This window comes from Microbacterium phoenicis (genome assembly GCF_047302325.1).
In the GTDB taxonomy this organism is placed as follows: domain Bacteria; phylum Actinomycetota; class Actinomycetes; order Actinomycetales; family Microbacteriaceae; genus Microbacterium.
This window is the reverse complement of sequence record NZ_CP154849.1, coordinates 1,365,223-1,390,840: the sequence shown is the minus strand read 5'-3', so window position 1 is coordinate 1,390,840 and position 25,618 is coordinate 1,365,223. Positions and strand designations below refer to the sequence as shown.

28 protein-coding genes are annotated in these 25,618 nt (G+C 69.8%); 13 read left to right on the top strand and 15 right to left on the bottom strand.

The features are described 5' to 3' along the window. Positions 1-319: 319 nt before the first annotated feature. On the top strand, positions 320-922 hold the full coding sequence (locus tag ABCU91_RS06775) for a hypothetical protein (RefSeq protein WP_413355266.1): 603 nt from the start codon (positions 320-322) through the stop codon (positions 920-922). A gap of 28 nt (positions 923-950) precedes the next feature. Here ABCU91_RS06775 and moaA read toward each other — a convergent pair whose 3' ends face one another. Next, the gene (moaA, locus tag ABCU91_RS06770) at positions 951-2,039 is read right to left on the bottom strand and encodes a GTP 3',8-cyclase MoaA (protein ID WP_413355265.1); all 1,089 of its coding nucleotides are present in this window, start codon (positions 2,037-2,039) and stop codon (positions 951-953) included. A gap of 80 nt (positions 2,040-2,119) precedes the next feature. Beyond that, positions 2,120-2,596, bottom strand: a complete 477-nt coding sequence (locus ABCU91_RS06765; RefSeq protein WP_413355264.1) for an SRPBCC family protein — start codon at positions 2,594-2,596, stop codon at positions 2,120-2,122. A gap of 67 nt (positions 2,597-2,663) precedes the next feature. Here ABCU91_RS06765 and ABCU91_RS06760 point away from each other — a divergent pair, with 67 nt between their 5' ends. Next, positions 2,664-3,452 carry an NAD-dependent epimerase/dehydratase family protein gene (locus ABCU91_RS06760; protein ID WP_406922335.1) on the top strand — a complete coding sequence of 263 codons (789 nt, stop codon included), beginning with the start codon at positions 2,664-2,666 and terminating at the stop codon, positions 3,450-3,452. Between the two features lie 7 nt (positions 3,453-3,459). Here ABCU91_RS06760 and ABCU91_RS06755 read toward each other — a convergent pair whose 3' ends face one another. The 4 genes from ABCU91_RS06755 to ABCU91_RS06740 are packed head-to-tail and all read right to left on the bottom strand — an operon-like array spanning position 3,460 to position 6,434. Beyond that, complete coding sequence (locus tag ABCU91_RS06755) at positions 3,460-4,509, bottom strand: ABC transporter ATP-binding protein (RefSeq protein ID WP_413355263.1); 1,050 nt, start codon at positions 4,507-4,509, stop codon at positions 3,460-3,462. Beyond that, entirely contained in the window at positions 4,506-5,288 is a 783-nt protein-coding gene (gene modB, locus ABCU91_RS06750) for a molybdate ABC transporter permease subunit (protein ID WP_413355262.1), read from the bottom strand. The genes ABCU91_RS06755 and modB overlap by 4 nt, the downstream gene beginning before the upstream one ends. Then, a complete protein-coding gene (gene modA / locus ABCU91_RS06745) occupies positions 5,285-6,040 on the bottom strand; it encodes a molybdate ABC transporter substrate-binding protein (RefSeq protein ID WP_413355261.1) in 756 nt (251 codons plus the stop codon). Before modA ends, modB begins: the two co-directional genes overlap by 4 nt. Position 6,041: 1 nt before the next feature. Continuing rightward, on the bottom strand, positions 6,042-6,434 hold the full coding sequence (locus ABCU91_RS06740; protein ID WP_413355259.1) for a TOBE domain-containing protein: 393 nt from the start codon (positions 6,432-6,434) through the stop codon (positions 6,042-6,044). A 115-nt stretch (positions 6,435-6,549) separates the two neighbouring features. Between ABCU91_RS06740 and ABCU91_RS06735 the strand changes: the two genes are divergently transcribed. The 4 genes from ABCU91_RS06735 to ABCU91_RS06720 are packed head-to-tail and all read left to right on the top strand — an operon-like array spanning position 6,550 to position 9,273. Then, positions 6,550-7,332 carry a HesA/MoeB/ThiF family protein gene (locus ABCU91_RS06735; RefSeq protein WP_413355257.1) on the top strand — a complete coding sequence of 261 codons (783 nt, stop codon included), beginning with the start codon at positions 6,550-6,552 and terminating at the stop codon, positions 7,330-7,332. After that, complete coding sequence (glp, locus tag ABCU91_RS06730; protein WP_413355255.1) at positions 7,329-8,558, top strand: gephyrin-like molybdotransferase Glp; 1,230 nt, start codon at positions 7,329-7,331, stop codon at positions 8,556-8,558. The genes ABCU91_RS06735 and glp overlap by 4 nt, the downstream gene beginning before the upstream one ends. Continuing rightward, positions 8,558-9,043: a cyclic pyranopterin monophosphate synthase MoaC gene (gene moaC, locus ABCU91_RS06725; protein ID WP_413355254.1), complete on the top strand. Its 486-nt coding sequence runs from the start codon at positions 8,558-8,560 to the stop codon at positions 9,041-9,043. The genes glp and moaC overlap by 1 nt, the downstream gene beginning before the upstream one ends. Then, on the top strand, positions 9,040-9,273 hold the full coding sequence (locus ABCU91_RS06720) for a MoaD/ThiS family protein (protein WP_406922343.1): 234 nt from the start codon (positions 9,040-9,042) through the stop codon (positions 9,271-9,273). Before moaC ends, ABCU91_RS06720 begins: the two co-directional genes overlap by 4 nt. Before the next feature lie 3 nt (positions 9,274-9,276). Here the strand turns inward: ABCU91_RS06720 and ABCU91_RS06715 are convergent, their stop codons facing one another. From ABCU91_RS06715 to ABCU91_RS06700, 4 genes are all read right to left on the bottom strand, one after another. Continuing rightward, positions 9,277-9,705, bottom strand: coding sequence for a molybdenum cofactor biosynthesis protein MoaE (locus ABCU91_RS06715; RefSeq protein WP_413355253.1), 429 nt, complete (start codon positions 9,703-9,705; stop codon positions 9,277-9,279). After that, a complete protein-coding gene (locus ABCU91_RS06710; RefSeq protein ID WP_413355252.1) occupies positions 9,702-10,190 on the bottom strand; it encodes a MogA/MoaB family molybdenum cofactor biosynthesis protein in 489 nt (162 codons plus the stop codon). The genes ABCU91_RS06715 and ABCU91_RS06710 overlap by 4 nt, the downstream gene beginning before the upstream one ends. A 36-nt stretch (positions 10,191-10,226) precedes the next feature. Next, on the bottom strand, positions 10,227-11,786 hold the full coding sequence (locus tag ABCU91_RS06705; RefSeq protein WP_413355251.1) for a molybdopterin-dependent oxidoreductase: 1,560 nt from the start codon (positions 11,784-11,786) through the stop codon (positions 10,227-10,229). Between the two features lie 145 nt (positions 11,787-11,931). Further along, the gene (locus ABCU91_RS06700) at positions 11,932-12,759 is read right to left on the bottom strand and encodes a MerR family transcriptional regulator (RefSeq protein ID WP_406922347.1); all 828 of its coding nucleotides are present in this window, start codon (positions 12,757-12,759) and stop codon (positions 11,932-11,934) included. Positions 12,760-12,905: 146 nt separating this feature from the next. Between ABCU91_RS06700 and ABCU91_RS06695 the strand changes: the two genes are divergently transcribed. Both ABCU91_RS06695 and ABCU91_RS06690 read left to right on the top strand, forming a co-directional pair. Further along, a complete protein-coding gene (locus ABCU91_RS06695; RefSeq protein ID WP_413355250.1) occupies positions 12,906-13,895 on the top strand; it encodes an endonuclease/exonuclease/phosphatase family protein in 990 nt (329 codons plus the stop codon). 27 nt (positions 13,896-13,922) lie between these two features. Further along, positions 13,923-14,771: a PhzF family phenazine biosynthesis protein gene (locus ABCU91_RS06690; RefSeq protein WP_413355249.1), complete on the top strand. Its 849-nt coding sequence runs from the start codon at positions 13,923-13,925 to the stop codon at positions 14,769-14,771. On the opposite strand, the gene ABCU91_RS06685 is transcribed toward ABCU91_RS06690, so the two are convergent. After that, positions 14,768-15,697, bottom strand: a complete 930-nt coding sequence (locus tag ABCU91_RS06685; protein WP_413355247.1) for an alpha/beta fold hydrolase — start codon at positions 15,695-15,697, stop codon at positions 14,768-14,770. The two genes, ABCU91_RS06690 and ABCU91_RS06685, sit on opposite strands and share 4 nt — an antisense overlap. 86 nt (positions 15,698-15,783) lie before the next feature. Between ABCU91_RS06685 and ABCU91_RS06680 the strand changes: the two genes are divergently transcribed. Beyond that, positions 15,784-16,830 (top strand): hypothetical protein, encoded by a 1,047-nt coding sequence (locus ABCU91_RS06680; protein WP_413355246.1) that lies wholly within the window; start codon positions 15,784-15,786, stop codon positions 16,828-16,830. Between the two features lie 50 nt (positions 16,831-16,880). Then, a complete protein-coding gene (locus tag ABCU91_RS06675) occupies positions 16,881-17,939 on the top strand; it encodes an ATP-binding protein (protein WP_413355245.1) in 1,059 nt (352 codons plus the stop codon). Positions 17,940-17,951: 12 nt separating this feature from the next. Here the strand turns inward: ABCU91_RS06675 and ABCU91_RS06670 are convergent, their stop codons facing one another. Beyond that, on the bottom strand, positions 17,952-19,148 hold the full coding sequence (locus ABCU91_RS06670) for an NAD(P)/FAD-dependent oxidoreductase (protein WP_413355244.1): 1,197 nt from the start codon (positions 19,146-19,148) through the stop codon (positions 17,952-17,954). An 87-nt stretch (positions 19,149-19,235) separates the two neighbouring features. Between ABCU91_RS06670 and ABCU91_RS06665 the strand changes: the two genes are divergently transcribed. Continuing rightward, positions 19,236-19,748: an adenylyl-sulfate kinase gene (locus ABCU91_RS06665; protein ID WP_413355243.1), complete on the top strand. Its 513-nt coding sequence runs from the start codon at positions 19,236-19,238 to the stop codon at positions 19,746-19,748. 106 nt (positions 19,749-19,854) lie between these two features. Beyond that, positions 19,855-21,171, top strand: a complete 1,317-nt coding sequence (locus ABCU91_RS06660; RefSeq protein ID WP_413355242.1) for a DUF222 domain-containing protein — start codon at positions 19,855-19,857, stop codon at positions 21,169-21,171. 113 nt (positions 21,172-21,284) lie between these two features. On the opposite strand, the gene ABCU91_RS06655 is transcribed toward ABCU91_RS06660, so the two are convergent. The 3 genes from ABCU91_RS06655 to ABCU91_RS06645 all read right to left on the bottom strand — a co-directional run bounded on the left by ABCU91_RS06655 (position 21,285) and on the right by ABCU91_RS06645 (position 23,690). Then, a complete protein-coding gene (locus ABCU91_RS06655) occupies positions 21,285-22,535 on the bottom strand; it encodes an RNA polymerase sigma factor (protein WP_413355241.1) in 1,251 nt (416 codons plus the stop codon). 4 nt (positions 22,536-22,539) lie between these two features. Beyond that, entirely contained in the window at positions 22,540-22,956 is a 417-nt protein-coding gene (locus ABCU91_RS06650) for a YciI family protein (RefSeq protein WP_413355240.1), read from the bottom strand. A gap of 92 nt (positions 22,957-23,048) precedes the next feature. Continuing rightward, positions 23,049-23,690 (bottom strand): TetR/AcrR family transcriptional regulator, encoded by a 642-nt coding sequence (locus tag ABCU91_RS06645; protein ID WP_406922357.1) that lies wholly within the window; start codon positions 23,688-23,690, stop codon positions 23,049-23,051. Between the two features lie 180 nt (positions 23,691-23,870). On the opposite strand from ABCU91_RS06645, the gene ABCU91_RS06640 reads away from it, so the two are divergent. Then, positions 23,871-25,532, top strand: coding sequence for an ABC transporter substrate-binding protein (locus ABCU91_RS06640; RefSeq protein ID WP_413355239.1), 1,662 nt, complete (start codon positions 23,871-23,873; stop codon positions 25,530-25,532). Positions 25,533-25,618 lie beyond the last annotated feature (86 nt).

Here is a 25,618-nt window from a genome sequence, read left to right as displayed (position 1 = left end):
CTGTCCGACAATCCCCGAGGCCCCATCGGAATTCACACTCGGGGACGCGATCGACTTCGCCGTCTCCCTATCAGGAGTGGACGAGCACGACTCTTGCGGCCGTCCGCGCTGTCGGCAGCGGGCGCAGACGCCGACGAAGGTCTCAAAGGCCGCATCATGAACATGGGCAACGCGCAGGAAATGGGCTCGCCGCCGTGGTGACTTTCGTCCCCCGCCCTCCTGTTCCTCCTCGTCTTCGTCCGATTCCGCAACACCCCATGTCTGCCGCAGTCGTTAAGCTCGCTCAGGCCGGGTGTCCGGCGATCACCTGGGGGAGAAAATGAAGATTCGTCACGCGTTCATCTCGGCTACTGCCGCCGGAGCCATGTTGCTGGGGGGCTGTGCGGCTACCGACGATGGTGCGACCAGCAGCGCATCCGCCACGCCTGCTGCGATCGAGGTCGACGAGCAGCTGGTAACGGTCGACGTCCGCGTGGCGAAGTCGATGCTCGACCCGGAGGGCGCGCTCACCGACGACGAGATCGTTGCGAGCGCGAAAGAGAAGGGCCTCTCCGCGGTGGTCGAAAGCGACACCGTTGTCTACACGATGACGAAGTCTCAGCGGGACGAGATGCTCGCCGACATGCGGTCTTCAGCGCGGGAATCCGCCGATGATCTCGTCGCCGACGACGCAAACTCGGTCACCGCCGTCGACTTCGACGATGAGATGACGTCCTTCACGGTGTCGGTCGATCCCGCGAAGTACAGCGCGATGGAAGGATTCCTCGTGCTCGGCTTCTACATGCAGGGCGCGCTCTTACAGCAGTTCCAGGGAATCTCCGCCGACGACATCGACGTGACCGTCGACTTCATTGACGACTCGACGGGCGAAGTGCTCGACTCTGGCTCGTTCCAGGACATGCGCAAGAACCTCGACCAGTAGGTCACCCCGCACGCCGGTCCGCCAGCGCTCAGCCTCCGATGGCGTTCATCCCTCGCGCGGGTTGCAGGAACGACGGGTCGTTGATCGCGTGACCCGGCAACTTGCCGAGCACGCACGCGTGAAGCGTCTCGGCGATGACACGGTGACGGTGGTCGGGCGCGGCGGCAACCGGCATCCCACGCACAGCGCTCGTGACGTCGTACTCCGTCAGCGAGAAGAGGCAGTTGCGGAACTGACCGTCGGCGGTCAGGCGCAGTCGGTCGCACGCTCCGCAGAAGGGTGCCGTCACCGACGCGATGACGCCGACCTCGTGCGGGCCGCCGTCGATCCGCCACTTCTCGGCGGGAGCACCGCCGCGACCGGCGACCGGCTCGAGGTTCCATCGCTCCGACAGCGCCTCGAGGATCTCCTCGCGCGTCACCATCGCGCTGCGGTCCCACGTGTGTCCGGCATCTAGCGGCATCTGCTCGATGAACCGCAGCTGCGCCCCGACCTCCATCGCGAAGGCGACGAGGTCCGCCAGCTGGTCGTCATTCACACCCCGCATGGCGACGGCGTTCAGCTTCAGAGGCTTCAGATCGGATGCCGCGGCTGCCGCGATCCCCTCGAGCACGTCGTCGAGCCGGTCGCGACGCGTGAGCGCAGCGAACCGCTCCCGGTCGATCGTGTCGATGCTGATGTTCAGCCGTGTCAGACCCGCATCGATCAGGTCGGGCAGCACCTCGGCGAGACGGATGCCGTTCGTCGTCATCGCCACCTCGACCGGTCCGTCGGGCCCCGAGATCGCGGCAACGCGGCGCACCACGTCGACGATGTCGGTGCGAAGCAGCGGCTCGCCACCGGTGAGCCGGAAGGTGCGGATGCCGAGGCTCGCCGCCACCTCCGCGATCTCGACGATCTCATCCGTCGTCAGGATGCTCGTGCGGGCCAGCCACTCGTTGCCCTGCTCGGGCATGCAGTAGGTGCAACGCAGCGAGCACCGGTCGGTCAGCGAGATCCGGAGGTCGCGGTGGACGCGTCCGTGGGTGTCGACGAGACCGACAGCCGGATCGGGAAGGGCGGCGGATCCCGAGGGGACCTGCGGCGCACGACCGAGCGAGATCGGGATGGCGCTCACCGGCTCGTTCGCTCTCGTCGCCTCATCCTCCGAGCCTAATCGGCACGGCTGGGAACAGGGCTGGTCGGTGGCACGATCCGTCAGCGCACTGCGGCGAGCACGACGGGGTCGGTGCACCCCCGCGCGAAGCCTCGAATGCGCCGGTCCATGTCTCGCTGCAGCACGGTTGCGCCGATCCGTTCAGCGAGCGGAGCCAGCCATTTCGGGCGGCAGGCGAAGTTGTACCGCCAGACGGCGAGAGTGCTGCCGGGGTCGCCTGCCACGGGAGTGAACTTCCACCCGCCGGCGAGTCGCTCGAAGAACCATGAGCCCTTCGTCATCTTCATCCCGACATTCGAGGGCGGGTTGTAGGAGACGTACTCGCTCTCCATCCGGAAGCCGAAGCGCTGCACGGTGTAGGTCCGTACGCCCTTTCCTGGCGCGGTCGCGCCGTCGACGAAGTACTGACGACGGATGAACGGGTCCCAGCGCTTGCGCGTTTCGCCCGTGGTCTGCGACACCGCGAACGCGACCTCCACCGGGACCGGCACGACGCTGCGGGACTCGATGACGGGCATGGACTCATCGTGGCAGGTTCGCCGGCCCTTCCGACACGACGTCGTGACCCGCTGCCAGGATGAGGGCGTGAACACACTCACGGGGTCTCGATGGGTCGTCACCGGCGCTGCCGGCAACATCGGAGTCGCGCTCCGTCGTGCGCTGCACGCGGCAGGCGTCAAGCTCGTCTCGACCGACGTCAGAGAAGTCGAGGCCGTCGACCGCGCCGGTGATCGCACCCTGGTCGCCGACCTGGTCGACCTCGCTGCGCTCACGGCGATGTTCGCGGGCGCCGACGGCGTGATCCATCTGGGCGGGTTGTCCGATGAAGCCGACTTCCACGACCTCGCACAGGTGAACATCGTGGGCACGTACCACGTGCTCGAAGCCGCTCGTCGGTCAGGCGTCTCTCGGGTCGTCTACGCGAGCAGCAACCGGGTCACCGGGATGTATCTCACGGACACCCTCCTAGACCCGGACATGCCGCCTCGACCCGACGGCTTCTACGGGGTCTCCAAAGTCGCGGGTGAGGCGCTGTGCCGCCTCTACTCCGACAAGTTCGACCTCAGCACCATCGCGCTTCGGATCGGCAGCTATGAGAATGAGCCTGGCAATCCGCGCGAGCGCGCGACCTGGCTGAGCCACCGCGACGCGATCGCCGCATTCACCGCCGCGATGACGACCGACGAGCACCACGCCGTCTTCTACGCCGTATCGGCCAACACCCAAGCCTGGTGGGATCGGGCGGCCGGCGAGCGGGTCGGATTCCGTCCTACGGACGACGCCGCGGACTGGGACATCCCCGGCGACACCGTCGAGCCGCAGGGCGGGCCGTTCGCGACGCCGTCGTACTCGCTCGACCGGATGCGGGACTGACGCAGACTCACGCCATCGGCACGAACCGCACGTGCGACGGTTCGACCCGCAACCACACCGTCTCGCCGGGCGCCCACGACGCAGCCCCATCGGCCACGTCGACCACTGCCGCCGACGTGAACACCCGCGCCCCCGCCACCGTCGGCTCCACGCGAACCACGTCCGCCGACCACGCGTTCGCACCCGAGCCGTCCGCGATGCGCACATCGCCTGGCCGGAACACGGCGGCCAGCGCGACCCCGTCGGCGGCGGCGAGCGCTGTCGACGCGGCATCCGCGCTCATCAGCACCCGGCCCGCGGAGTCCGTCCACCCGCCGCGAACCGAGAGCCCCGGCATCCGATTCATGTCGGCGACCGATGCGACGAAAGCGGATGCCGGAGCTCCCAACACCTGCCGCACCGGACCTCTCTGCACCACAGCACCCGCCTCGATGACGAACAGCCGCTCCGCCAGCGCAACCGCGTCGCCGGCGTCGTGCGTCACGGCGACCGTCGTCACCCCCGCGAGCTGCTCGCGCAGCATTCCGCGGATCTCGGACGCCGTGACGGGATCGAGCGCGACCAGCGGCTCGTCGAGCAGCACCACCTGCGGCGAGGCTGCCAGCGCCCGGGCGATCGCGACGCGCTGCTGCTCTCCGCCCGACAGCTCGCGCGGCATGCGGGACCCCAGCCCGCCCAGGCCGACCCGGTCGAGCCACGCGTCGGCGTCGGCGCGCGCCTGCGAAGCGGGTGTTCCGGCGACGCGCGGGCCGAAGGCGACGTTCTCGCGCGCGCTCAGATGCGGGAACAGACGCGGGTCCTGCCCGAGTAGCACCACGCCGCGCCGCATCGGCTCCAGACGCACCCGAGGCGCGGACACCTGCTCGACGGTCCGGCCGGCGACCTCGATCTCACCGTCGTCGAGCGGCACCAGCCCCGCGAGTGCTCCAAGCAACGTCGACTTGCCCGCCCCGCTCGGCCCCATGACCGCGACCGTCTCCCCCGCCACCACATCGAGGGCGACATCCACCCGGAACCGCGGCCGGTCGACGACGACGTGCGCCTGCAGCCCACTCATCGCGCCGCCCCGGGTCGCCACCCGCGCACCAGCATGAGGACGAGGACCGCGGTCGCGAGAAGCATTAGGGCGAGGGCGACCGCGGTCCCCTGCGTCACGCCTGCGCCGTTGAACGCCGTGTAGATCGCGAGCGGCATCGTCTGTGTCACGCCGGGCCGATTGCCGGCGAACAGGGCCGTCGCACCGAACTCGCCGATCGCGCGGGCGAAGCACAGCACGACACCGGCGACGATGCCGGGTGCTGCGAGCGGGAGGGTGATGCGCCGCAGGATCGTCCAGCGCCCGGCGCCCAGGGCGGCGGCCGTCCGCTCGAAGTCCACTCCGGTCGACCGCACCGCGCCCTCGACGGCGAGCACGAGGAACGGCAGCGCCACGAACGTCTGCGCCACGACGACCGCCGGCGTCGTGAACGAGAGGCCCCAGCCGCCGAGCCAGCCCTGCCGACCGAACAGATACAGCAGTGCGATGCCGCCGACCATCGGGGGCAGAACGAGGGGAACGGTCACCGCTGCGCGCAGCACCGCCGCCAGCCGCGGACCCGATCGCGCGATCAGCAGCGCCAGCGGCACACCGATCACGACGCACACCGCGGTTGCCGCCGCCCCGGTGGCGAACGACAGGCCCAGTGCCTCGAGCGCCGCGGGCGAGGTCACGTCGACGACGAACGTCGACCAGTCCACCCGTGCGATGAGGGCCAGCAATGGGAGGATGAGGAAGGCGAGACCGATGAACGCGGGGAACGCGAGGCTCCGCGGGACGTATCCCCGCGCGGAGCTCACGGCGCCCCGAAGCCGTGGTCTGCGAGGATCTTCTGCCCGGCCTCGGAACGCACGAAGGCGACGAACGCGCTAGCCGCGTCGGGGTTCGCGGCATCCTTCAGCGCGGCGATCGGATACCTGTTGACGACCTCAGCAGCGCCCTCGGGAACGACCGCCTCGACGTCGCTGCGCCCGACGACGTCGGTCGCGTAGACGAGGCCCGCATCGGCTTCACCGGCCGCGACCTTCGTCAGCACCGCCAAGACGTTCTGCTCGAGGCTCGCGGCGTCGACGGTCACACCCGCCGCACTCAGCAGCGTCGCGGATGCCGCGCCGCACGGCACCTCGGGAGCGCACAGCACCGTGACGACATCCGCCAGGTCGGCCAGCGCCGAGACCTTCTTCGGGTTGCCTGCCGGGACGGCGATCACGAGTGTGTTCGAGGCGAAGACCGCGGGTTCGAGGGCGAACTCCGACACCTTCGCCATCGTGGCCTCATCTGCCGACGCGAACACGTCCGCCGGCGCCCCCTCGGCGATCTGCGACGCGAGCGTCGACGACCCGTCGTAGACCGGACTGATCTCCACCCCGGGATGCTGCGCCGTGAACGCCTCGTCGATCTTGTCAAACGAGCCCTTGAGGGATGCCGCGGCATACACCGTCAGGGAACCGCCGAGCTGGTCGCCTGAGGTCGACGGCGCAGCCGCCGCGCACCCGGTCAGCAGGAGCGCGAGTGCCCCGAGGGCGAACGGGCGGAGCAGGGATCGTCGCACGTCACTCCCCCGCCAGCTCGACGACGACATTGGTGGCCTTGACCGAAGCCCGTGCGAGGGTGCCGACCTCGAGCTCCAGCTCGCGCACCGCCTCTGCCGACAGGAGCGAGACGACACGGTGCGGGCCGCACTGCATGTCGACCTGGGCCATGACGCCGTCGACCTGCACGCGCGTCACGATCCCGACGAAGCTGTTGCGGGCGCTGGAGCGGTGCTCGTACCCGTCGCCCGGGTCGTTCGCCATCGAGACGGCGAACGCGGCGAGCGCCTCGCCGGGGATCTCGGCGGGCATGGCATCGGTCACCGGGAGCAGTCCCTGGTCGATCCAGCGCCGCACCGAATCGTCGCTCACGCCGAGGAGACGGGCGGCTCGCGCCACACGGTAGGTCGTCATGGAAATGATCATGCCGCATGCGCGGGCCATGTCGGCCGAAATGAGCCGCATCCGCGGATTCGAAGCCGTGAGCGAATCCGATCCCGCGGCATCCTCACCGCCGTAAACTCGGGACATGCGCCCCCTGGTCGATCCCGTGTCCGAGTTGGATCCCGACGAGCGCCGGCGGACCGCGCGGCACACGGTGCTCAAAGGCATCGGCGACGAGGGGCAGCGGCGCCTCGCGAACACGCGCGTGGCCGTGGTCGGCGCCGGGGGCATCGGGTCGCCCGCGATCCTCGCCCTGGCTGCGGCAGGAGTCGGGGCCATCACCGTGATCGACGATGACACCGTCGAGCTCCACAACCTGCAGCGTCAGATCGCGCACCGCATCGAGGACATCGGCGTCCACAAGACCGAGAGCACCGTGCGCGCCGTCGCCGCCCTGTCGCCCATCACCGTCGTCGCGCCGATCACGGCCCGCCTCAACGACGACAACGCGCAGGAGTTCTTCGCGGATGCCGACATCGTGATCGACACGAGCGACTCGTTCGCCACGCGGCGCGCCGTCGCGGCCGCGACCGAGGCGCTCGGCCTCCCCCTGGTGTGGGGAGCGGTCCGCGAGTGGCACGCGCAGATCACGGTCTTCTGGTCGCAGCCGTCCGAGGGCGACCCGGTCGTGCTCAACGACCTCTTCGCGGTCGGCACCGAGGGCGACCCGCCCACCTGCGCGCAGGTCGGTGTGCTCGGCGCCCTGTGCGTGCAGGTCGGCGGCGTCCTCGCCACCGAGGTCGTGAAGCTCGCGATCGGCGTCGGCACCCCGTTGCTCGGTCGCATGCTCATCCTCGACGCGCTCTCGAGCCGCCAGCACGAGATCTCGCTGCGGTCGGCCGCCACGGCTGCGGCGGCGAGCGCATGAGCGGGCTCCGGAGCGTCGAGGAACAGCTCGCCCGGGTCCTCGCCGCGGTCCGGCCGCTTCCCGCCGAGGTCGTGCCCATCGCTGAAACATCCGGCCGCACGCTCGCGGCGCCGGCCGTCGCCGCTCACGACATTCCGCTCTTCGACAACTCCGCGATGGACGGCTTCGCCGTGCGCGCCGCGGACGTGGCGTCGGCCGAGGCGGGGCATCCCGTTTCGCTGCGGGTGGTCGCCGATCTTCCCGCCGGGGTGTCGGACGACCCCGCGCTCTCGGCGGGTGAGGCAGCCCGGATCATGACGGGATCGCCCACACCCACCGATGCGGACGCGATCGTGCCGTTCGAGAACACCTCCGGCGGGCTCGCCGACTCGCTCGACGTCGTCGAGGTGCTCGAGGCTCCCGCCGCGGGCGCGTTCATCCGCCGTCGAGGCGCGGACCTGCGCGCCGGTGACGTCGTCATCGCCGCCGGCGAGCGGATGGGACCGTTCCAGGTCGCCGCCGCCGTCGCCGCCGGGGTCGACGAGGTGACAGTCGTCCGCGCGCCGCGCGTCGCCGTCGTCTCGACCGGCAGCGAGCTGACGGGACCGGGCGAGCCCGTGCGCCGCGGGCTCATCCCCGATTCGAACGGACCGCTCCTCGCGCAGCTCGTCCCCGGGGCCGATGCAGAGGTCGTGATGGTCGCCCGCGTCGCGGACGATGGCAACGCCGTCGCGCAGGCCACCGCCGACGCGCGGGCCGCAGGTGCCGACGTCATCATCTTCACCGGCGGCGTGAGCGCCGGCGCCTACGAACCCGTGCGCGCCGCTTTCGACGGGCACGGCGAGGTCGAGTTCGCGAAGGTGTCGATGCAGCCCGGCAAGCCGCAGGCTTTCGGGACGGTGGGAGACGGATGCCTCGTCTTCGGCCTCCCCGGCAACCCGGTCAGCGTCGCCGTGTCGTTCGAGGTGTTCGTGCGACCCGCCCTCCTCGCGCTACAGGGACGGTCGGTCATCCACCGAGCACACATGACCATGGCGGCGGCGGAGCCTTGGACCACGCCGCCCGGACGGCGACAGTACCTGCCGGCCGCGGTCGATCTCGCGGCGGGGACCGTTCGCCCCGCGACGGCGGGGGGCTCGGGCTCGCACCTGGCCGGCGGGCTCGCACAGGCATCCGCCTTCGCGATCGTCCCCGCCGAGGTCGCGAGCGTCGCCGTGGGCGACGCCGTGGATGTCATGCTGGTCTGATGAGCTTCCCCCACCTCGACTCTGCCGGCCGGGCGCACATGGTTGACGTCACATCGAAGGCCCCCACGGTCCGGACTGCGACGGCGCGCGGGTTCGTGCGCTGCAGCACCGAGGTCGTCGCCGCCCTCCGCGACGGCACCGCACCGAAGGGAGACGTACTGGCGGTCGCGCGCATCGCCGGCATCCAGGCGGCGAAGTCGACGGCGACGCTCCTGCCACTCGCCCACGTCATCGGTGTGCACCGGGCATCCGTCGAGCTCGACATCACCGACGACGGCGTCGAGATCGAGGCGACCGTGGGAACCGCGGACCGCACCGGCGTCGAGATGGAGGCGATCACGGCCGTGTCCGTCACTGCGCTCGCCGTCGTCGACATGATCAAGGGCCTCGACCGCGCCGTGGTGATCGAGAACGTCCGCATCGTCGCCAAATCGGGCGGACGCTCGGGCGACTGGGTCCGGCCCGGCGAGGAGCAGTCGTCATGACGCTCATCCGTTACTTCGCGGCTGCCGCCGAGGCTGCCGGGACCGAGAGCGAGGAGCGCGCCGAGGCGACCCTCGCCGAGCTCCGCACCGCGATCCTCGACGAGCACCCGCAGCTGTGGTTCGTCCTGCCCGACTGCGCCGTGCTGGTCGACGGCGTCCGGACGGACGGCGACACTTCGTTGGCCGACGCGCGCCTCATCGACGTCCTGCCGCCGTTTGCGGGCGGCTGAGTCTCAGCCGCCGATGCCCTTCCACGCCGTCGTGCCGTCGACTTCCAGCTGACGCTTCCAGACGGGCAGGTCGGTCTTGATCGTCTCGATGACGGCGCGGCAGACCTCGAACGCCTCGGCCCGGTGCTCCGACGCGACGGCGATGACGACCGCGGCGTCGCCGACGGCGAGGTTGCCGACGCGGTGGCTGACGGCGACGACGGCGCCCGACGCCTCCCCCGCCTCGGCGGCGATGCGGTGCAGCGTCGACTCCGCGTCGGGGTGCGCGCTGTACTCCAGCCCGATGACGGTGGTGGCGGCATCCGGATCGTTGTCGCGCACCCGCCCGACGAAGGTGGTCACCGCGCCGTACTTCGGATCCTCGACAGCATGCAGATGCGCGTCGAGGTCGAGGGCGGTCTCTTCGAGCCGGGCGATCCGAACGGTGTTCACGAGTGGTCTCCGCCTCTCACCTGGTCGACGACGTGCGTCGCGACCGACACGATCACAGGGATGCCGGAGCTCACCGCGCGCGGCGACCCCGGCAGGTTGACGATCAGGACCCCCTCGGGGTCGGCAACACCCGCGACGCCGCGGGAGATCACCGACAGCGGGGTGTCGGTGAGGCCGACGCGCCGAAGCTCCTCGGCGATGCCCGGGAGCGACCGGGTCACGACGCGCTCGGTGCCCTCGGGCGTCTGATCACGGGGGCCGACGCCGGTGCCGCCGGTCGTCACGATGAGCCGCGCACCAGTAGTGAGAGCGTGGCGGAGCGCGGCCTCCACCGAGTCCGCACCGTCGGGGACGACGTCGAGCCCGGCGATCTCGACGCCCGCGGCCTCGAGCAGCTGCACGGCGAGCGGGCCGCCGCGGTCCTCGCGCTCGCCCGACGCGGAGCGGTCTGACACCGTGATCACGACAGCGCGAAGGGACGTCACGTGCTCACCCTAGGCCGTCCGACACAGGGGGGTGCGTCACGAGACGGTGACGAGCGAACGCTGCCAGCCCGACGAGCCGTTCGGCGCGATGGCTGCGCGCTCCTCGATCTGCATGTCGCCGTTCTTGTTGATCGCACGGACCGCCACGTAGTGAGTGCCGGGCTCGGCATCCCATTCGAGGACCCACTGCACCCAGGTGTCCTCGTTGATGGGGGTGGACAGCTTCGCCGGCATCCACTCGCCGTTGTCGATGCTGACCTCGACGCGTTCGATGCCGACGGTCTGCGCCCAGGCGACGCCTGCGATCGGCACCTTGCCGGCTTTCACGGGGCTGCCGCTCTTCGGGGTGTCGACGCGCGACGAGAACTTGATCGGCGCCTCGGCGCTGTAGCCGCGCGGGGTCCAGTACGCCTCGTCCTCGGCGAACGTCGTGATCTTGAGCTCGGTGACCCACTTCGTCGCAGACACGTAGCCGTAGAGGCCGGGGATGACCATGCGGACGGGGAAGCCGTGCTCGGGCGGGAGCGGCTCGCCGTTCATCGCGACGGCGAGGATCGCGTCGAGGTTCTCGTCGGTGCCGGCCGAGAGCGGCGTGCTCGCGGTGTATCCGTCGACGCTGCGGGACAGGATCATGTCGGCGCCCGCCTTCGGGCCCGCCATCTTGAGGACTTCTCGGAGCGGCACGCCCTGCCAGATCGCGTTGCCGACGAGGTTGCCGCCGACCTCGTTCGAGACGCAGGTGAGCGTGATGGCGTACTCGTCGAGGCCCATGTCGAGGAGGTCCTGGAACGACAGCTCGACGCGCTGGTCGACCATGCCGTCGATGACGAGGCGCCAGGTCGAAGGGTCGACGTTCGGCACCGTGAGCGCCGTGTCGACGCGGTAGAAGTCAGCGTTCGGGGTGATGAGCGGGCTGATGCCCTCGACGTCGAGCTCTGCGCCCGACGGGATCGTCACGGTCGACTTCGGGGCGGGCAGCTTGAGCGCCCGGCGAATGGCGTCGGCGGATGCGGTGGCGGCGCTCACCGTGCGGGCGGCGATGCCGACGATGACGGCGGATGCCCCGGCGATACCGGTCATCAGCAGGAAGCGTCGGCGGTCGAGACCGTCGTCACGCGCATCCCCGTCTGACGTGTGCGCGTCGCGCCAGGCCCGCAGCCGCCGGCCGAGCAGGAAGAGTATCGCGGCCCCGCCCAGCGTTCCGAGCAGCGGCGGAAGGAAAGCGAGCGGGGTCGCCTCGGCGCGAGTGATGATCGCTGCGCCCGACAGGATGCCGGCGACGAAGAGCGCGATCACGCCGAGCGGGGGCCGGATGTATTCGAGGATGCCGGCGATGGCCGAGGCGATCACGACGGCGAGGCCGAGCCCCGCGAGGAGTGCGATCTTGTCGTACTCCCCGAAGGTCGAGATCGCGAACTCCTTCAGCGGCCGCGGGACGATGTCGATGACGAATGCACCGACGGCGAGGATCGGACTGGCCGTGCTCGCGAAGATCAGCGCGGCCAGCTCGGCTACCGCGAGGAAGACCGCGCCTCCGACCACGCCCGAGACGGCTGCCCAGAAGAAGAACCGCTTGCCTGTGGTGTGAGTGCTCATGTCATCCCTTCTGAGCTTGTTCGTAGCGAACACCGATTCGGATGCACCTGGCTGCGGCGATGACATGCGTGACGGGCTTGCGACTCTCACTCTGACGCATCGGGCGCGGGGAAACTCCCTCTTGCGGATGCGAAGCGTATGGCCTTCACCCCGCGAACGGCCACGCCACTGTCAGCCGCAGTGGCTCGTCGTCGCGGGGTGAGTTGTGCCAGATCTCCCGCGGCGGGCCGATGGGGGTACGACCGGCATCCGTGATCCAGGCGTACACCTCGTCGTAGAGCGCGAGGATCTCGGGGAAGTCCGTCTCGCGGCCCTCCGCGTGACGGAGCGCGACCTGGCCGCCGGTCATCCGGTAGCTGCGGACGTCCTCGGTGCCATCGATCAGTCCGTCGACGGGTATGACGATCTCGAGCGGACCGTCGGAGTCGTCGGTGACGGGCGCGTGGAAGACCCCGAACGCATCCCCCGTCACCTGCAGCCCCGCACCCGCGGCGATCTGCCGCAGGTGGTAGACCTCGTCGTGGATGATCTGGTCCATCTCGTGCGGCGCCATGCGGCGCATCACGCTCAGGACGGGGCGGTCGACTTCGATCGCGGTGTCGACAGCGGACATCAGGGTCTCCTTCGTGAGATGAAGCCGCGCTCGAGCGAGCACGACATGGTGAGCCTGCGTTCGACGATCCATCGCTGCTGTCGCCTCGTCGAGCAGGGCGACAGCGGCATCCGGATCTTCCTCGGAGAGGTCGACGATCGACGCGATCTGATCCAGCGACAGGTCGGCCGACCGCAAGAGCGCGATCAGCCATCCCGTCTGGATCTGATCTGCCGAGTAATAGCGGTACCCGGTCTCGGCATCCACCCGGCGAGGAGGAAGCAGCCCCCGCTCGGCGTAGATCCGGAGCGCCTTCGCCGTCAGCAGGGTCGACGCGCCGAACCGTCCGGCGGTCATCCACTCGTCGTCTCGTGCAGTCACAGGATCACCCTCCGCCCTGCCCCTGGGGCGAGGTCAAGCGCCCGTTCGACACTCACGGAGCATGGCATACGTCCTCGCGGCGCGCACGGGTAGCGTGGGCGGGCGGCGAACTCGCCGGACCGGTACCGCGCGGGGGGGCGTAGGACATGACCACTGAAGAACGGCCTGCCCGCAGGGATCGGCTCACGCCGTTCCTTCTCATCGGCGCGGCGGCCCTCGCGCTCGTCGCGATCGTCTACCTCGCCGGCCGCGAGCTCGGCTTCCTCGCGCGGTGGTGGCTGTTCAGCGGGGCGCTCGCCTTCCCCGGCTTCGTGTTCGCCGGCATGCTCGCCGCATCCCTCATCCTGACCTTCCTCGCGCTACTCCTCCGGCGACGCCGGAAGGTCGCACTGTTCGGCACCGGTGTCGTGAGCGTCGGTCTGCTCGTCGTGCTCCTCGTGACGGCAGTCGCAATGCCCGCCACCGTCACCCCCGACGCCGTCCCGGCTCGCCAGGACGGTCAGCTGCGAGTGCTGGGCTGGAACGTCCTCCAAGGAGCGGAGGATGCGGCATCCCGCGCGGCTCTCATCGGTGCACTCCATCCCGACATCGTCGTCCTCAGCGAGCTCTATCAGGGCAACCTGCTCCGGGACGGCGAGGTACCGCCGGGGTATGTGAGCTACGGCGTGCGCGGCATCGCGGTGACCGTGCTCGTCGCGGACGACCTGCCGCGCTACCGGGTCGTCGACGCGGACGAATCGGGCCGCACGTCCGGTTTCGTCCTCGCTCCCGAGGTCGACGGTGCTGCGCCGCGCATCGTCGCCGCGCACCTCGTCGCCCTCAGCTTCCGTGGCGATTCCTCGGGGCGGGATTTCGGACTGGACTGGATCGCGTCGCACTGCGACTCCCCCGACACGATCGTCGCCGGCGACCTCAACGCCGTCCCCGCGAACATGCCCGCCGGCACGCTCGGCTCCTGCCGCACCGTCGGCACCTTCGCTCCGACCTGGCCGTCGATGATCCCCCCGCTGTTCGGCGCCGCGATCGACAACGTCCTCGCGACATCGGAATGGGAGGCCGCGAGAGTCGCGACGCTCGACATCGCCGACATCGCGACCGACCACCGACCCGTCGTCGCCGACCTCGTTCGCCGCTGACCCTCCCGACGGGAATAGCCTCGAACGGTGCCCGGCCCCGACATCCTGCGCTACGCCGCTTTCACGACCCACTCCGACGGCGGGAACCCCGCGGGCGTCGTACTCGACGCGTCGACCCTCGACGACGCGTCGATGCAGCGGATCGCCGCCGAGATCGACTTCTCCGAAACGGCGTTCGTGACGGGCGTCGGTGACGACGGCGCGCTGACGATCCGCTACTTCTCCCCCATCGCCGAAGTGCCGTTCTGCGGCCACGCGACCGTCGCCACCGCCGTCGCCCTCGCGGACGCCGGCCGCGTCAGCGCGGGTGCGATCCGTTTCGCAACGCCCGTGGGTGTGGTCGAGATCCGGGTGAGCACGGATGCCGCGGGCACACGCGCCTCGTTCACGAGCATCGAGCCGTCGGTGTCACCCCTCACCGAGGACGATCTCGCGGCGATCCTCGACGAGATCGGACTCGACGCGTCGGTCCTCGATGCGGAGCTGCCGCCGCGGATCGCGCACGCGGGCAACCCGCATCCGGTCGTCGTCGTCGCCGACCGCGCAGCGTTCGACGACTTCACGTTCGACGCGGAGCGCGTGCGAGCGCTGATGGATGACCGCGGCTGGCCCGCCACGATCACGGTCGCCCACCGACTCGGCCGGGACCGCTTCGTCGCACGCAACCTCTTCCCCGTCGGACGCATCACCGAGGACCCGGCGACCGGCTCTGCCGCTGCGTCGTTCGGCGCGTACCTGCGATCGCTCGATGCCGTTTCGCCGCCCGCGCGGATCGTCATCGAACAGGGTGCGCACGTCGGGCTTCCCGGCGAACTGACCGTGGATATCCCCGCGACGGGTGGCATCGTCGTCTCCGGCAACGCCGTGCGGATCTAGAGGATCGCCCGCAGCAGCCGGGCGACCTCCGCAGGCTGCTCCACGGCCGCGAAATGCCCGGCATCCGGCAGCACCCTCTCGTCGAAGTCCTCGATCAGCGCCGCGAGTCCGGCACCGTCGTCCGGGCCGACGAACACGTCACGAGCGCCGCGGACCGACCGCACGGGACAACGGATGCCGCGCCACGACGCCTCGTCGTAGGCGGCAGCTGCCCGCGATGCGGCGATGAAGGATCGAGGCCGGATCTCGTCGGCCAGCGCGTGCACGACCGAGGGGTCGATGCGCCGCGGTGGTGCGAACAGTGGTGCGCTCAGAAGGCGCAGAAGACCGCCGCGGTCGAGCGTGCGAAGCAGCGGAGCGGACGCGTCGCCCAGTCCGCGGAGGATGCGCATCGCCAGGAGCATCCCCGCGAATCCGGGCAGGCCGAACCCACCGCGCACGGGGCGCCGCACGGCGTCGAACACGGCCGGCCCCGACGGTGAGACGAGGAACACGGATTCGGTCTGATCGGAGAAGCGCGCCGCCAGATCGAGTGCCATGGCGCCGCCGAGCGAATGCCCGACGACGACCCAGCGCTCGTACCCCAGCCGCGTCACGGCCTCGCGGATGGCCTCACTGAATCGCTCGATGTCGATCCCGTCGGACGGGAACTGGCTTTCGCCCCAGCCGGGCAGATCCAGCGCGACGATGTTGCGTGTCGGGTCCCCCGACCCGGCGGCGGCTCGCAGCAGCGGGGTCCAGGTTGTCCACGAGCCGGCGGCGCCGTGAAGCAGGACGGTCGCGACGGGGCTCGCGGCGACACCGACGCGAGCGACGACGGTGCCGAGGGCCGTGGGGATCTCGACGCGGCGGAGGCCCAGGGCAGCGGCATCCGTCTCCAGTCGCGTCCGCGCGTGCGCGGATTCGCTTTGCCGCGTGATCGTCACGGAAGGTGTTCGGCACCGTCGGCGCTTCGGATCGGAGAGCGCGCCGGCCTCAGGCGGACTGATCCACCGTGGGGCAGAATCACCCCGTGAGCACCGATTCCCGCGCCTGGCGCGTCACCCTGGGCGAGGACGCCGAGATCCTCATCAGCATGACGCAGCCGGTCGCGGTGATCCGCGCAACAGGCGAGGATGACCGGGTCGTCTCGTGGACCGATCTCGACGTCGGCGATGTCGCGGTCGGTGCGACCGTGTTCGCGGCTCCGGACGGCGCCTGGGTCGTCTACGCGCCCAGCGAGGACGATGAGGGCGATCTGCACCGGTCGTTGACGACAGTCCACGTCCGCCGCGTCGGCCCGGCCGCCCGGGCGTACGCGGACGGCAGCAGGTATGCCGTCGGGGCGACCCGCCACGGGCTCTGGCTGCGCGAGCGGCAGGACCCTGACCCCCACGAACGAGCAGCGTGGTCGACGGACACGGAGCTCGTCGTCGTGGCTGGCGGGACGCTCACGACGCACTCGATCGATCGACGCATCCTCATCGTCGAGGACGTCGGCGACGCGCCCCGCCTGATGTTCTCGCCCGACGCGCCCGATGTGCGCGAGGAACATGGCGGAACCTCCTACCACTACCGGTACGCGACCACGCCCCTGCCCACCGGCGACCTACCGGAACACCTTTCCGCGATGAGGGGGGCGGTTCCGCTGTCCGACGAGGCGTTCCTTGCCGTCCTCGACCGGATCGGCCCCGACGAGGTCGTCGACACCACGCCGGACGTGCCCTGGCCTCGCATCCAGCTGCCGATGGAGCGACGGGATGCCGCGATCTCGGCGCTCGTCGATGAGTTCGGCGACCTCGCCCACTACTGGCGGGGTCCGGGCGGCGAACCCCGGCCGCTGGCGACCGGGCTGAGCGAGCCCCGCATCGACATAGTGGGTGAATGGCCTGACACGAGAGTCGAGGTGACGTTCCGGCATCCGCTTCTTCCCGACGGTCGCCTTCGGCGCGCGCTCCGCGTCTTCGACGACGCGGGTCGCATCACGCCGCATCCGTATGCGTCGATCCACCTCATGGAGGATCTCGACACCCACGCACCGCTGCCGCCGAGCACCCCCGGCGAGGTCCGCGCCTTCTGACGGGCGTCAGGACGCTCCGGGAGCTCGGGGCGGGCCGTAAGAATGCTTCTATGCTGGCGGATACAACCGACATCGACCGGCGGGGGACCATGAAGGTGCGAGCAGACGCGATCGAGGCGTGGGAGCAGCACGTCGCGCTGTTCGCGATCGTGAAGCTGGACCCGGACGGCATCGTTCGGGGATGGAACGTCGGGGCCGAAGCTCTCAAGGGGTACTCCGCCGACGAGATCATCGGGGAGCACTTCTCGCGGTTCTATCGCGCCGTCGAACGCGAGAACGGACTCCCCGGCACGCTGCTCGAGCGGGCGCGAGCCGACGGCAGCGTCGAGGATCACGGCTGGCGGGTCCGCAAGGACGGCTCGCAGTTCTGGGCTCACGTGACGATCACCGCGATCCACGACGACGCAGGCATCGGCGGGTTCGTGAAGATCGTCCGCGACACGACCTCCGAGAAGCAGGCTCAGGACGAACAGACCTCTCTTCAGCGCACGTTCGCGCACGACCTCATCTCGCCCGTGACGGCTCTGCGCGGCTATCTCGACCTGCTCGAGGACGAGATCGGCTCTGACCATCGTTACCTCCGGCTGGCCCTCGAGACCAGCGAGCACCTCGCGGCGATGGCGGGAGCCCTCATGGCCGATGCCATCCGCGGCGTGCGCGACGACGAGCGCACCTTCGACGTGTCGCTCGTCGTGCGGGGATCGGCATCCGTCGTCCTCCGGGCCGGTGCAGAGGAGCGCATCCGCTTCGACCGGCTCGACACGGCCGTCGTGCGCGGCGACGTCCTCGCGCTGCGCCGCGCGTTCGCGAACGTCCTCGAGAACGCCGCCCGCTACTCCGACGGCGACATCCACGTCGAGGTCGTCCGCAGCGAGGGGTCGGTCGCCATCACGGTACGAGACGCGGGCCGCGGCATCCACCCAGACGACATCGCGACCATCACCGACCCCGGCGAACGCGGCCGTCTCGCCGAGCCCGAGGACGGCGGCACCGGACTGGGGCTCGCGAGCGTCGCCGCGGCCGTCGCCGAACACCACGGGACCCTTCAGATCGAGAGCACGATCGACGTCGGGACGACGATCACTGTCACGCTTCTGGTAACGGGCTAGGCGCCCAATGCGTCAGCCGATACGGGTGCGGAGGGCCTCGGCATCCGTCTCGCCGTCGACGAGCACGGCACGCGCGAGGTCGCGGGCGTCCTCGACGTTCCACAGCAGCACGCCGACGGGCGTGCCCTTCTCGTCACGGTAGTAGACGACCGTGCGGTCCTCGTCGAGATCGACGACGAGCGGGTCCTTCTCGGGGTCGAGCGTGCCGACCGCCTCCCATCGCACGCCGAATACGGCCGAGTAGAAGTACGGGGTGTGGGTGTACGGGAGCCGCTCCCCCGCCATCGACCGACCGACGGCGGCGCCCATCTCGTTCGCGTTGTCCACGTGCTCGACGCGCGTGCGTCCCAGGATCGGGTCGGGGTAGGACGCGATGTCACCGGCCGCCCAGATCGCGTCGTCGCTCGTGACGAGGTGCTCGTCGACGATCACACCCTCGTCGACCTCGAGCCCCGCCTGCTCGGCGAGCTCGGTCACGGGGTCGACGCCGAGGCCGAGTACGACGATGTCGGCGGGACGCTCCTCGCCGCCCTCGAGCACGACGTGCAGGCGGTTGCCGGCGGCACGCACCTCGTCGACGCGCGCACCCGAGACGAGTTCGACCCCGCCGTCGCGGAACAGCTGCTCGTATCGCTTCGCGAGCGCGGGCGGGAAGGTGCCGTCGCCGAGGACCTCGGAGGGGAACACGAGCTCGGTCTCGACGCCGTTCTGTACGAGCGCCGCCGCGATCTCGGCTCCGATGTAGCCGCCGCCGATGACGACCGCACGCCCGCCGTTCGCGGTGAGGTCGCGGAGGCGACGGTAGTCATCCGCTGAGCGGAAGAACAGGATGCGGTCGTCCTCAGGAACCGGGATCTCGCGCGGCTTCGAGCCGGTCGCGAGGAGCAGACGGCGATAACCGAGGTCGTTGCCCTCGCCGATCGAGACGGTCTTCGCCTCACGGTCGATTCCTGTCACGAGAGTCTCGAGCCGGATCTCAGCGCCCGTCTCCTCGGTGCCGAGCGGAACCTGATCCCACGTGAAGTCCGGATCGGTCCACAGCTTCTTCGACAGCGCGGGACGCGTGTACGGCGGGTCGACGTCCGCACTGAGGATGCCGATCGTGCCGTCGGTGTCGAGTTCCCGGATGCCGCGGGCCGCCGCATCCGCCACCATTCCGCCACCGACGATCAGATAGTCGTACGTCCGCATCACACGCTCCGTTCGCATCGTTTCGGCCACGGTATGTCGGGGCCGTGCAGTCCGGCGCGGGGTTGCGGGATGCGGCCACGGCCGTTAGGTCGGGAGGATGAGGGGGTGCACACCGACGTGATCTTCATCGGCGGACGCTCCGGGGTCGGAAAGTCCTCCGTCGCAGCCGAGGCTTCCCACCTGCTCGCGAAGGCGGACATCCGCCACGCCGTGATCGAGGGCGACAGTCTGGATCACGCGCATCCGCAGCCGTGGCGCAGCGGCATCCCGCTCGCGGAGCGGAACCTCGCCGCGATGTGGGCGAACTACCGCGAGGCCGGGTATTCGAGGCTCATCTTCACGAACACGGTCAGCGTGCTGCAGGTCGCCGAGCTGGAGGCTGCTCTGGGCGGTGACGTGCGGTCGACGGCGGTGCTACTTACGTCGACGGATGTCGTCGCCGCGGAACGCCTTGCCAAGCGAGAGATTGGGACGGCGCTCGAGGAACACGTGGCCCGAAGCGCCGCGGCTGCGCGGCGGTTGGACGAGGCAGTTGAGGAAGCCGTGCGGGTCGCTACGGATGGGCGAGCGGTGGGCGAGATCGCGCGCGTAGTGCTGGAGCGGGCGGGGTGGGTCTAGGACTTCTGGCCTGATGAGAGATTCCTCATCTTCGAGGCGGTTCATAGCGTGTGGTTTCGGCGCTTTTCGGGGTCCGAATGTCGGAGGTTGATGCGAGAGTGCAGGTATGACGGACGAGGCGGAAAACCCCGGTGGCGAGGCATATCTCGCCGCCCTAGCGGGGATCCTTGCGGACGTCGAGAGCGCGGGACGTGTCATCGCTTCCGGGCAGATCGCGGAGCTTCGCGCGCTTGCGGCAGCGGGGCGATTGGCAGAGGCGCAGGGCGTTCGCTCCGACGCGAATGTCCTCCTGCACGACATGGCCCTGCGCTCCATCTCGGCCGAGGTCGCCGGGACGATGCGGATGACCGACCGGACGGTGCAACGACGCATCGGTGAAGCCCGGGTGACGATCGAAGGGTTCCCGGCGGCGGTGGCCGCGTGGGAAGCCGGCCGGATCGTCCGCGGGCACGTGAGCGCGATCGTCGACGCCGGAGTCAACCTGCCTGCGGAGATGTGGGCGGAGTTCGAGACCATCGCGATCGAACGGTGCGAAGGTGACACACCGAACCGGGTGCGGGGCGAGTTGGAGATCCTGGCGCACCGGATGCACCCGCGGTCCTTCGCGGAGCGGCACGAAGAGGCAGCCGCGGGTCGGTGTGTGCGACTCGTGCCCGGGCGGGACGGGATGAGCGACCTCATCGCAACCCTCCCTGCGATGATCGCGGAGGGGATCCACGACCGACTCACCCAGCAGGCGCGCGCGATCATCGATACCCGCGACGAACGGTCGGCCGGCTCGGAAGTCATCGCCACCGACGCCCGATCGACGGATCAGGTCCGTGCCGACGTGTTCGCCGACCTCCTCCTCGCGGGGACACCGGCGCTCGACGACACGCGTGACACGGCCGCTGGCCCGCTCGGCGCGATCCGCGCTCGCGTGCAGGTACTCGTGCCCGCGGCAACCTTGACCGGGGAGGACGACGGGCCGTGCGACCTCGCCGGTCGCTCGCCGATCGACCCCGCTACCGCCCGCACGCTCGCTGGGTCGACGCACATCTGGGAGCGACTGTTCCACGACCCGACGACCGGGGTCGCCGTCGCGACCGACTCCTACCGCGTGCCGTCCGGAATGCGACGGTTCCTGCAAGCCCGCGACCAACACTGCCGGTTCCCCGGATGCCGCGTCGCCGCGATCCGCTGCGAGATCGACCACACCCACGACCACGCCCTCGGCGGCAAGACAGAACTCTCCAACCTCGCCCACCTGTGTCAACGACACCACTCGATGAAGCAATTCACCGCCTGGAAAGTCCGACAACTGAAGGGTGGTGTCCTCGAATGGACCTCACCCCTCGGCAGGACCTACCGCGAAGACGCACCCACACCGGCCGTCGCCTTCACCCCTGCCACCACCGCGCCCGGAGACCCGGCACCCTTCTGAGAGGACGCAACGCACGCGGCCCGGGCAGACACGTTCGCCACGATGACACGCGCACGCACTCCATCGCACGAGCGCGCGCAGGCCCGGTCGCACCCCATCGCCCCCGGCTCCGCCTACCCGAGACCCCGCAACGCGGCTGCCTTGTCCCGCAGCACCCTCTGCTGCGCGGCATTCGCGGTCAGCGCCGCGGCCCTCGCCAGCTCCGCGCGCGCCTCGTCGTTCCGACCCAGCCGCGCCAGCAGCTCGCCTCGCACGCTCGGGACCACGTGCGACCCCTGCAGCGCACCCGACCGGTCCAGCGCGTCGACGATCGCCAGCGCCTCCGCCGGTCCCGCAGCCATCGACACCGCCGCTGCTCGGTTCAGCTCCACCATCGGACTCGGCGCGACCCGACCCAGCACCTCGTAGAGCACGACAATGCGCTCCCAGTCGGTCTCCGCCACGCTCGGCGCCAGGGCATGACACTGCGCGATGGCGGCCTGCAACGCGTACGGACCGCGACCCTTTCCTCGCGCGGCGGCCGCGGCATCCGCTCGGCGCAACTCGTCCGACGCCCGCGCGATCTGGCCGCGGTCCCACCGGGTCCGGTCCTGATCCCCGAGCAGAATCGGCTCACCACCCGCCGTCTCGCGCGCCGCGAAGCGCGCCCGCTGGAAGTCCATCAGTGCCAGCAGCGCGAGGACCTCAGGCTCCGGCGGGAGCAGACCCGCCACGACCCGCCCCAACCGGATCGCCTCGTCGGCCAGGTCGGGACGCACCCAGCGCTCCCCCGCCGTCGCCGCATACCCCTCGGTGAAGACCATGTACACGACACTCAACACGGCACCCAACCGGCCCGGCCACTCCGACGGGTCCGGAGTCTCGAACGGGATGCCGCCCGCCGCCAGCGTCTTCTTCGCCCGGGTGATCCGCGCCTGCACCGCCGGGACGGTCGTCAGCAGCATCCGCGCGATCTCCTCCGTCGTGAGCCCCGCCACGACCCGCAGCGTCAAGGCGACCTGCGACTCCCGCGACAGCGCGGGATGGCACGCCGTGAACACGAGCCGCAGCACGTCGTCGTCGATCGGCTCCCAGTCCGCCTCGACCACCTCGGCAAGGTTGTGCGCGATCCCGGCGTACCGATCATCACGCGCCGTCCGTCGCCGCCACGCATCGATCACCCGCCGCTTCGCGACCGTCGTCAGCCACGCACCGGGATTGACCGGCATCCCGTCACGCGGCCACGCCGTCAAGGCTTCGACCAGCGCCTCTTGAGCGACATCCTCGGCGAGACCGAGATCCCGCGTGACCTTCGCGAGGGATGCCACGATCCGCACGCCCTCGATCCGCCAGACCGCCTCGATCTCGCGCCGGACGTCACTCACCGGCTCACGCGCCCTGCTCTTCGCGCCAGCCCCTCTCCTTCTCGATGTACTCGTTGTCGGCGAAGTCCGCAAAGTCGCTCTCGTCGGTCACCCGACGCACCTCGAGCTTGCTGCCCGGTGTCAGCGGTGCGCGCTTCGCCCACTCCAAGGCCTCCTCGGCGGTCGCCGTCTGCACGATCCAGAACCCGTTGAAGAGCTCGTGGACCTCACCGTAGGGGCCGTCGCTGACCACCGGCGTCTCGCCGTCGAAGTCGACGACGTACCCCGGCTCGGGCGCCAGGCCGTCGCCGCCGACGAGAACGCCGGCGTTCATCATCGATTCGTTGTACGCACCCATCGCGTTGATGACCGCCTCGAAATCGGTCTCGGCGAAGGCCTCGGCCGCAGCCTGCGTGCTCCGCATGATCAGCATGTGCTTCATGGTCATCTCCTGAGTTCCGGGGAACGCTTTCCGTCCCTCTCACTATCGCGTCGAACAGGTGCGATCGGAATCGACATCGACGCCGAAAAAACTCAGGCGTGTTCCCCCAGCACCGATGGACGCGGCTCGATGACGGCGGCCACGATCGCCTCGATCGCGAACTCCGACGCGCGCCCCAGGTCGACCGCCGTCGGGTCGAGCAGCCATTGCACCTGCAGTCCGTCCATCACGGCAAGGATCGCGGCTGAGCCGTGCGCGATCGAGCCGGGATCCGTGATGCCCCGCTCCTCGCAGACCCGCTCGAACGCCTCGCGCAGGTCCTTCCGCAGCACGGTGTACCGGTGCTCGAAGTACGCCCGCCCGGGGTGGTCGTCGGTGACCGACTCCGCCGACAGCACGGCATACGCCTGCACGATCCCGGCCCGCTGCATGTTCATGATCGCGGTGTGCACGAGGTGGCGGAACAGCTCCATCCCGCCCGGGATGCGCCCGCCGTCCAGATCGACGACATCCGTCTGATCCCGATGCTCGAGCACGTCGAGCAGCAGCTGATCCTTCGACCCGAAGTGATGGAGGATGCCGGCGTGCGTCATCCCGACCTGGTCGGCGATGTCCTGCAGGGTGCCGTTCGCGAAGCCCTTGGAGCCGAAGATCTCCTGCGCCGCGTCGAGGATCTCTCGACGACGGACGAGCGTCGCGGGACGCGACTTCGTCTGGTGTCGGCTGTCGACCATGATCCGCCTTCTTCCCCGCGTGCGGATCAGATCTTACGCAGATCGCGACGCCCGCATCACTGGAGGGTTGTGAACTTACTTACTTGATTGTAAGTTTTCCCATGCAATCACACTCAGCGCCGAGTGGCACTCCTTCGGAGGTCTGTTCGCGGCGCCGGGACCACAGATGAAGGAGAAGCAATGAGGCTGAAGACCTCCCTCGCCGCCGCCGGTCTCACCGCGGCACTCATCCTCACCGGCTGCGCCGCCGGCGGAGGAAACAACGACTCCGGGAACCAGGGCTCCGGAGCCGCTCTCACGATCGCGAAGCCCGACGGCGCGATCACCACGGAATCCCACAACCCCTACCTCGGCGACTCGGCCGGCTCGCGTTACGGCTACTCGAAGGTCATCTTCGAGCCGCTCGCGCTCGTCAACCCGACCGGAGACCTCGGCACCACCCCGTGGCTCGCCGAGAAGGTCGAGTGGAACGACGACTACACCCAGCTCACCGTCACGCCTCGCAGCGGCGTGAAGTGGAGCGACGGTGAGGACTTCACCGCCGACGACGTCGTCTTCACCTTCAATCAGTACCTGAGCGGCAAGCTCACCGACACCGGCGCTCTCGGCGTCACCGAGGTCACCGCCGACGGCGACTCGGTCGTGCTGACCTTCTCGAGCTCGAAGTTCACCTCGCAGGGCCGCGTCCTGCACACCCCGATCGTCCCGGAGCACATCTGGAAGGACATCGAGGACCCCAACACCGACCCCCTGACCGATGAGGGCAAGCTCGTCGGCACCGGCCCGTACGTCATGTCGAACTGGTCGACCGAGTCCGTCTCACTCAAGGCGAACCCCGACTACTGGGGCGGCGACCTCGCCGTTCCCCAGTTGAACTACGTCTCCTACGGCGACAACGCCGCGCTCACCACGGCGCTCGTGTCGGGCGATGCGGACTGGGCTCAGGCCTTCATCCCGCAGGTCCAGGAGAGCTACCTCTCCGCCGACCCGGACAACGTGTTCCTGGTCTCGCCCACCCCGGGCGCCGGCACGCTCTTCATGAACCTGCAGAAGAAGCCCTTCAACAACCCCGCACTGCGCGAGGCGCTCGCCTGGACGCTCGACCGCGAGGCCTACGTCGACATCGCCCGAGAGGGTGCGAGCGAGGCGATCTGGAACAAGACCGGCCTCAGCTCCGTGCTCGAGAGCGAGATCATCGACGAGTACAAGGACGACAACTACTCCGTCGACGTCGACAAGGCCAAGGAGGTCCTCACGGACGCCGGCTACACCTGGAACAGCGGCACGCTGACCGACCCCGACGGTGAAGCCGTCGAGTTCTCAGTCTCGGTCCCGGCCGGCTGGAGCGACTGGAACACCGAGCAGGCCCTCATGTCGGAGGAGCTCGAGAAGGCGCTCGGCATCAAGGTGAACGTCGACCAGCCCGACTTCGGCGGCTGGGACGCCGGCAAGCAGGAGGGCAACTTCGACGCGATCATCCACTGGCTCGAGGACACCGGCAACGCGTACGGCCTGTACACGTCGACCATGGACCCGAAGTGGATCGTCGACGGCAAGGCGTCGTTCAACTTCGGCCGCTTCGACGACCCCGCGGTCACCGAGGCGCTGAACACCTACGCCAACGCTGCCTCGGATGACGAGCGCGCCGAAGCCGGCGCAATCCTGCAGAAGGCGTTCGTCGAGAACGTCCCCGCCATCCCGCTGGGTGCGCACCCGCTCCTCGGTGAGTTCAACACCCGCAACTACGTCGGCTGGCCCTCGGAGGACGACCAGTACGCCGCGGGTGACCCGACGCAGGTCGGCGTCGTTCAGATCCTGACGAAGCTGAAGCCCAAAGAGTAATCCGACCGCCGGTGGGACGGATGCCGCATGGCCCGCGGCATCCGTCCCGCTCCCCCTGCTCACCTCCACGAAAGCGAGCACGCACC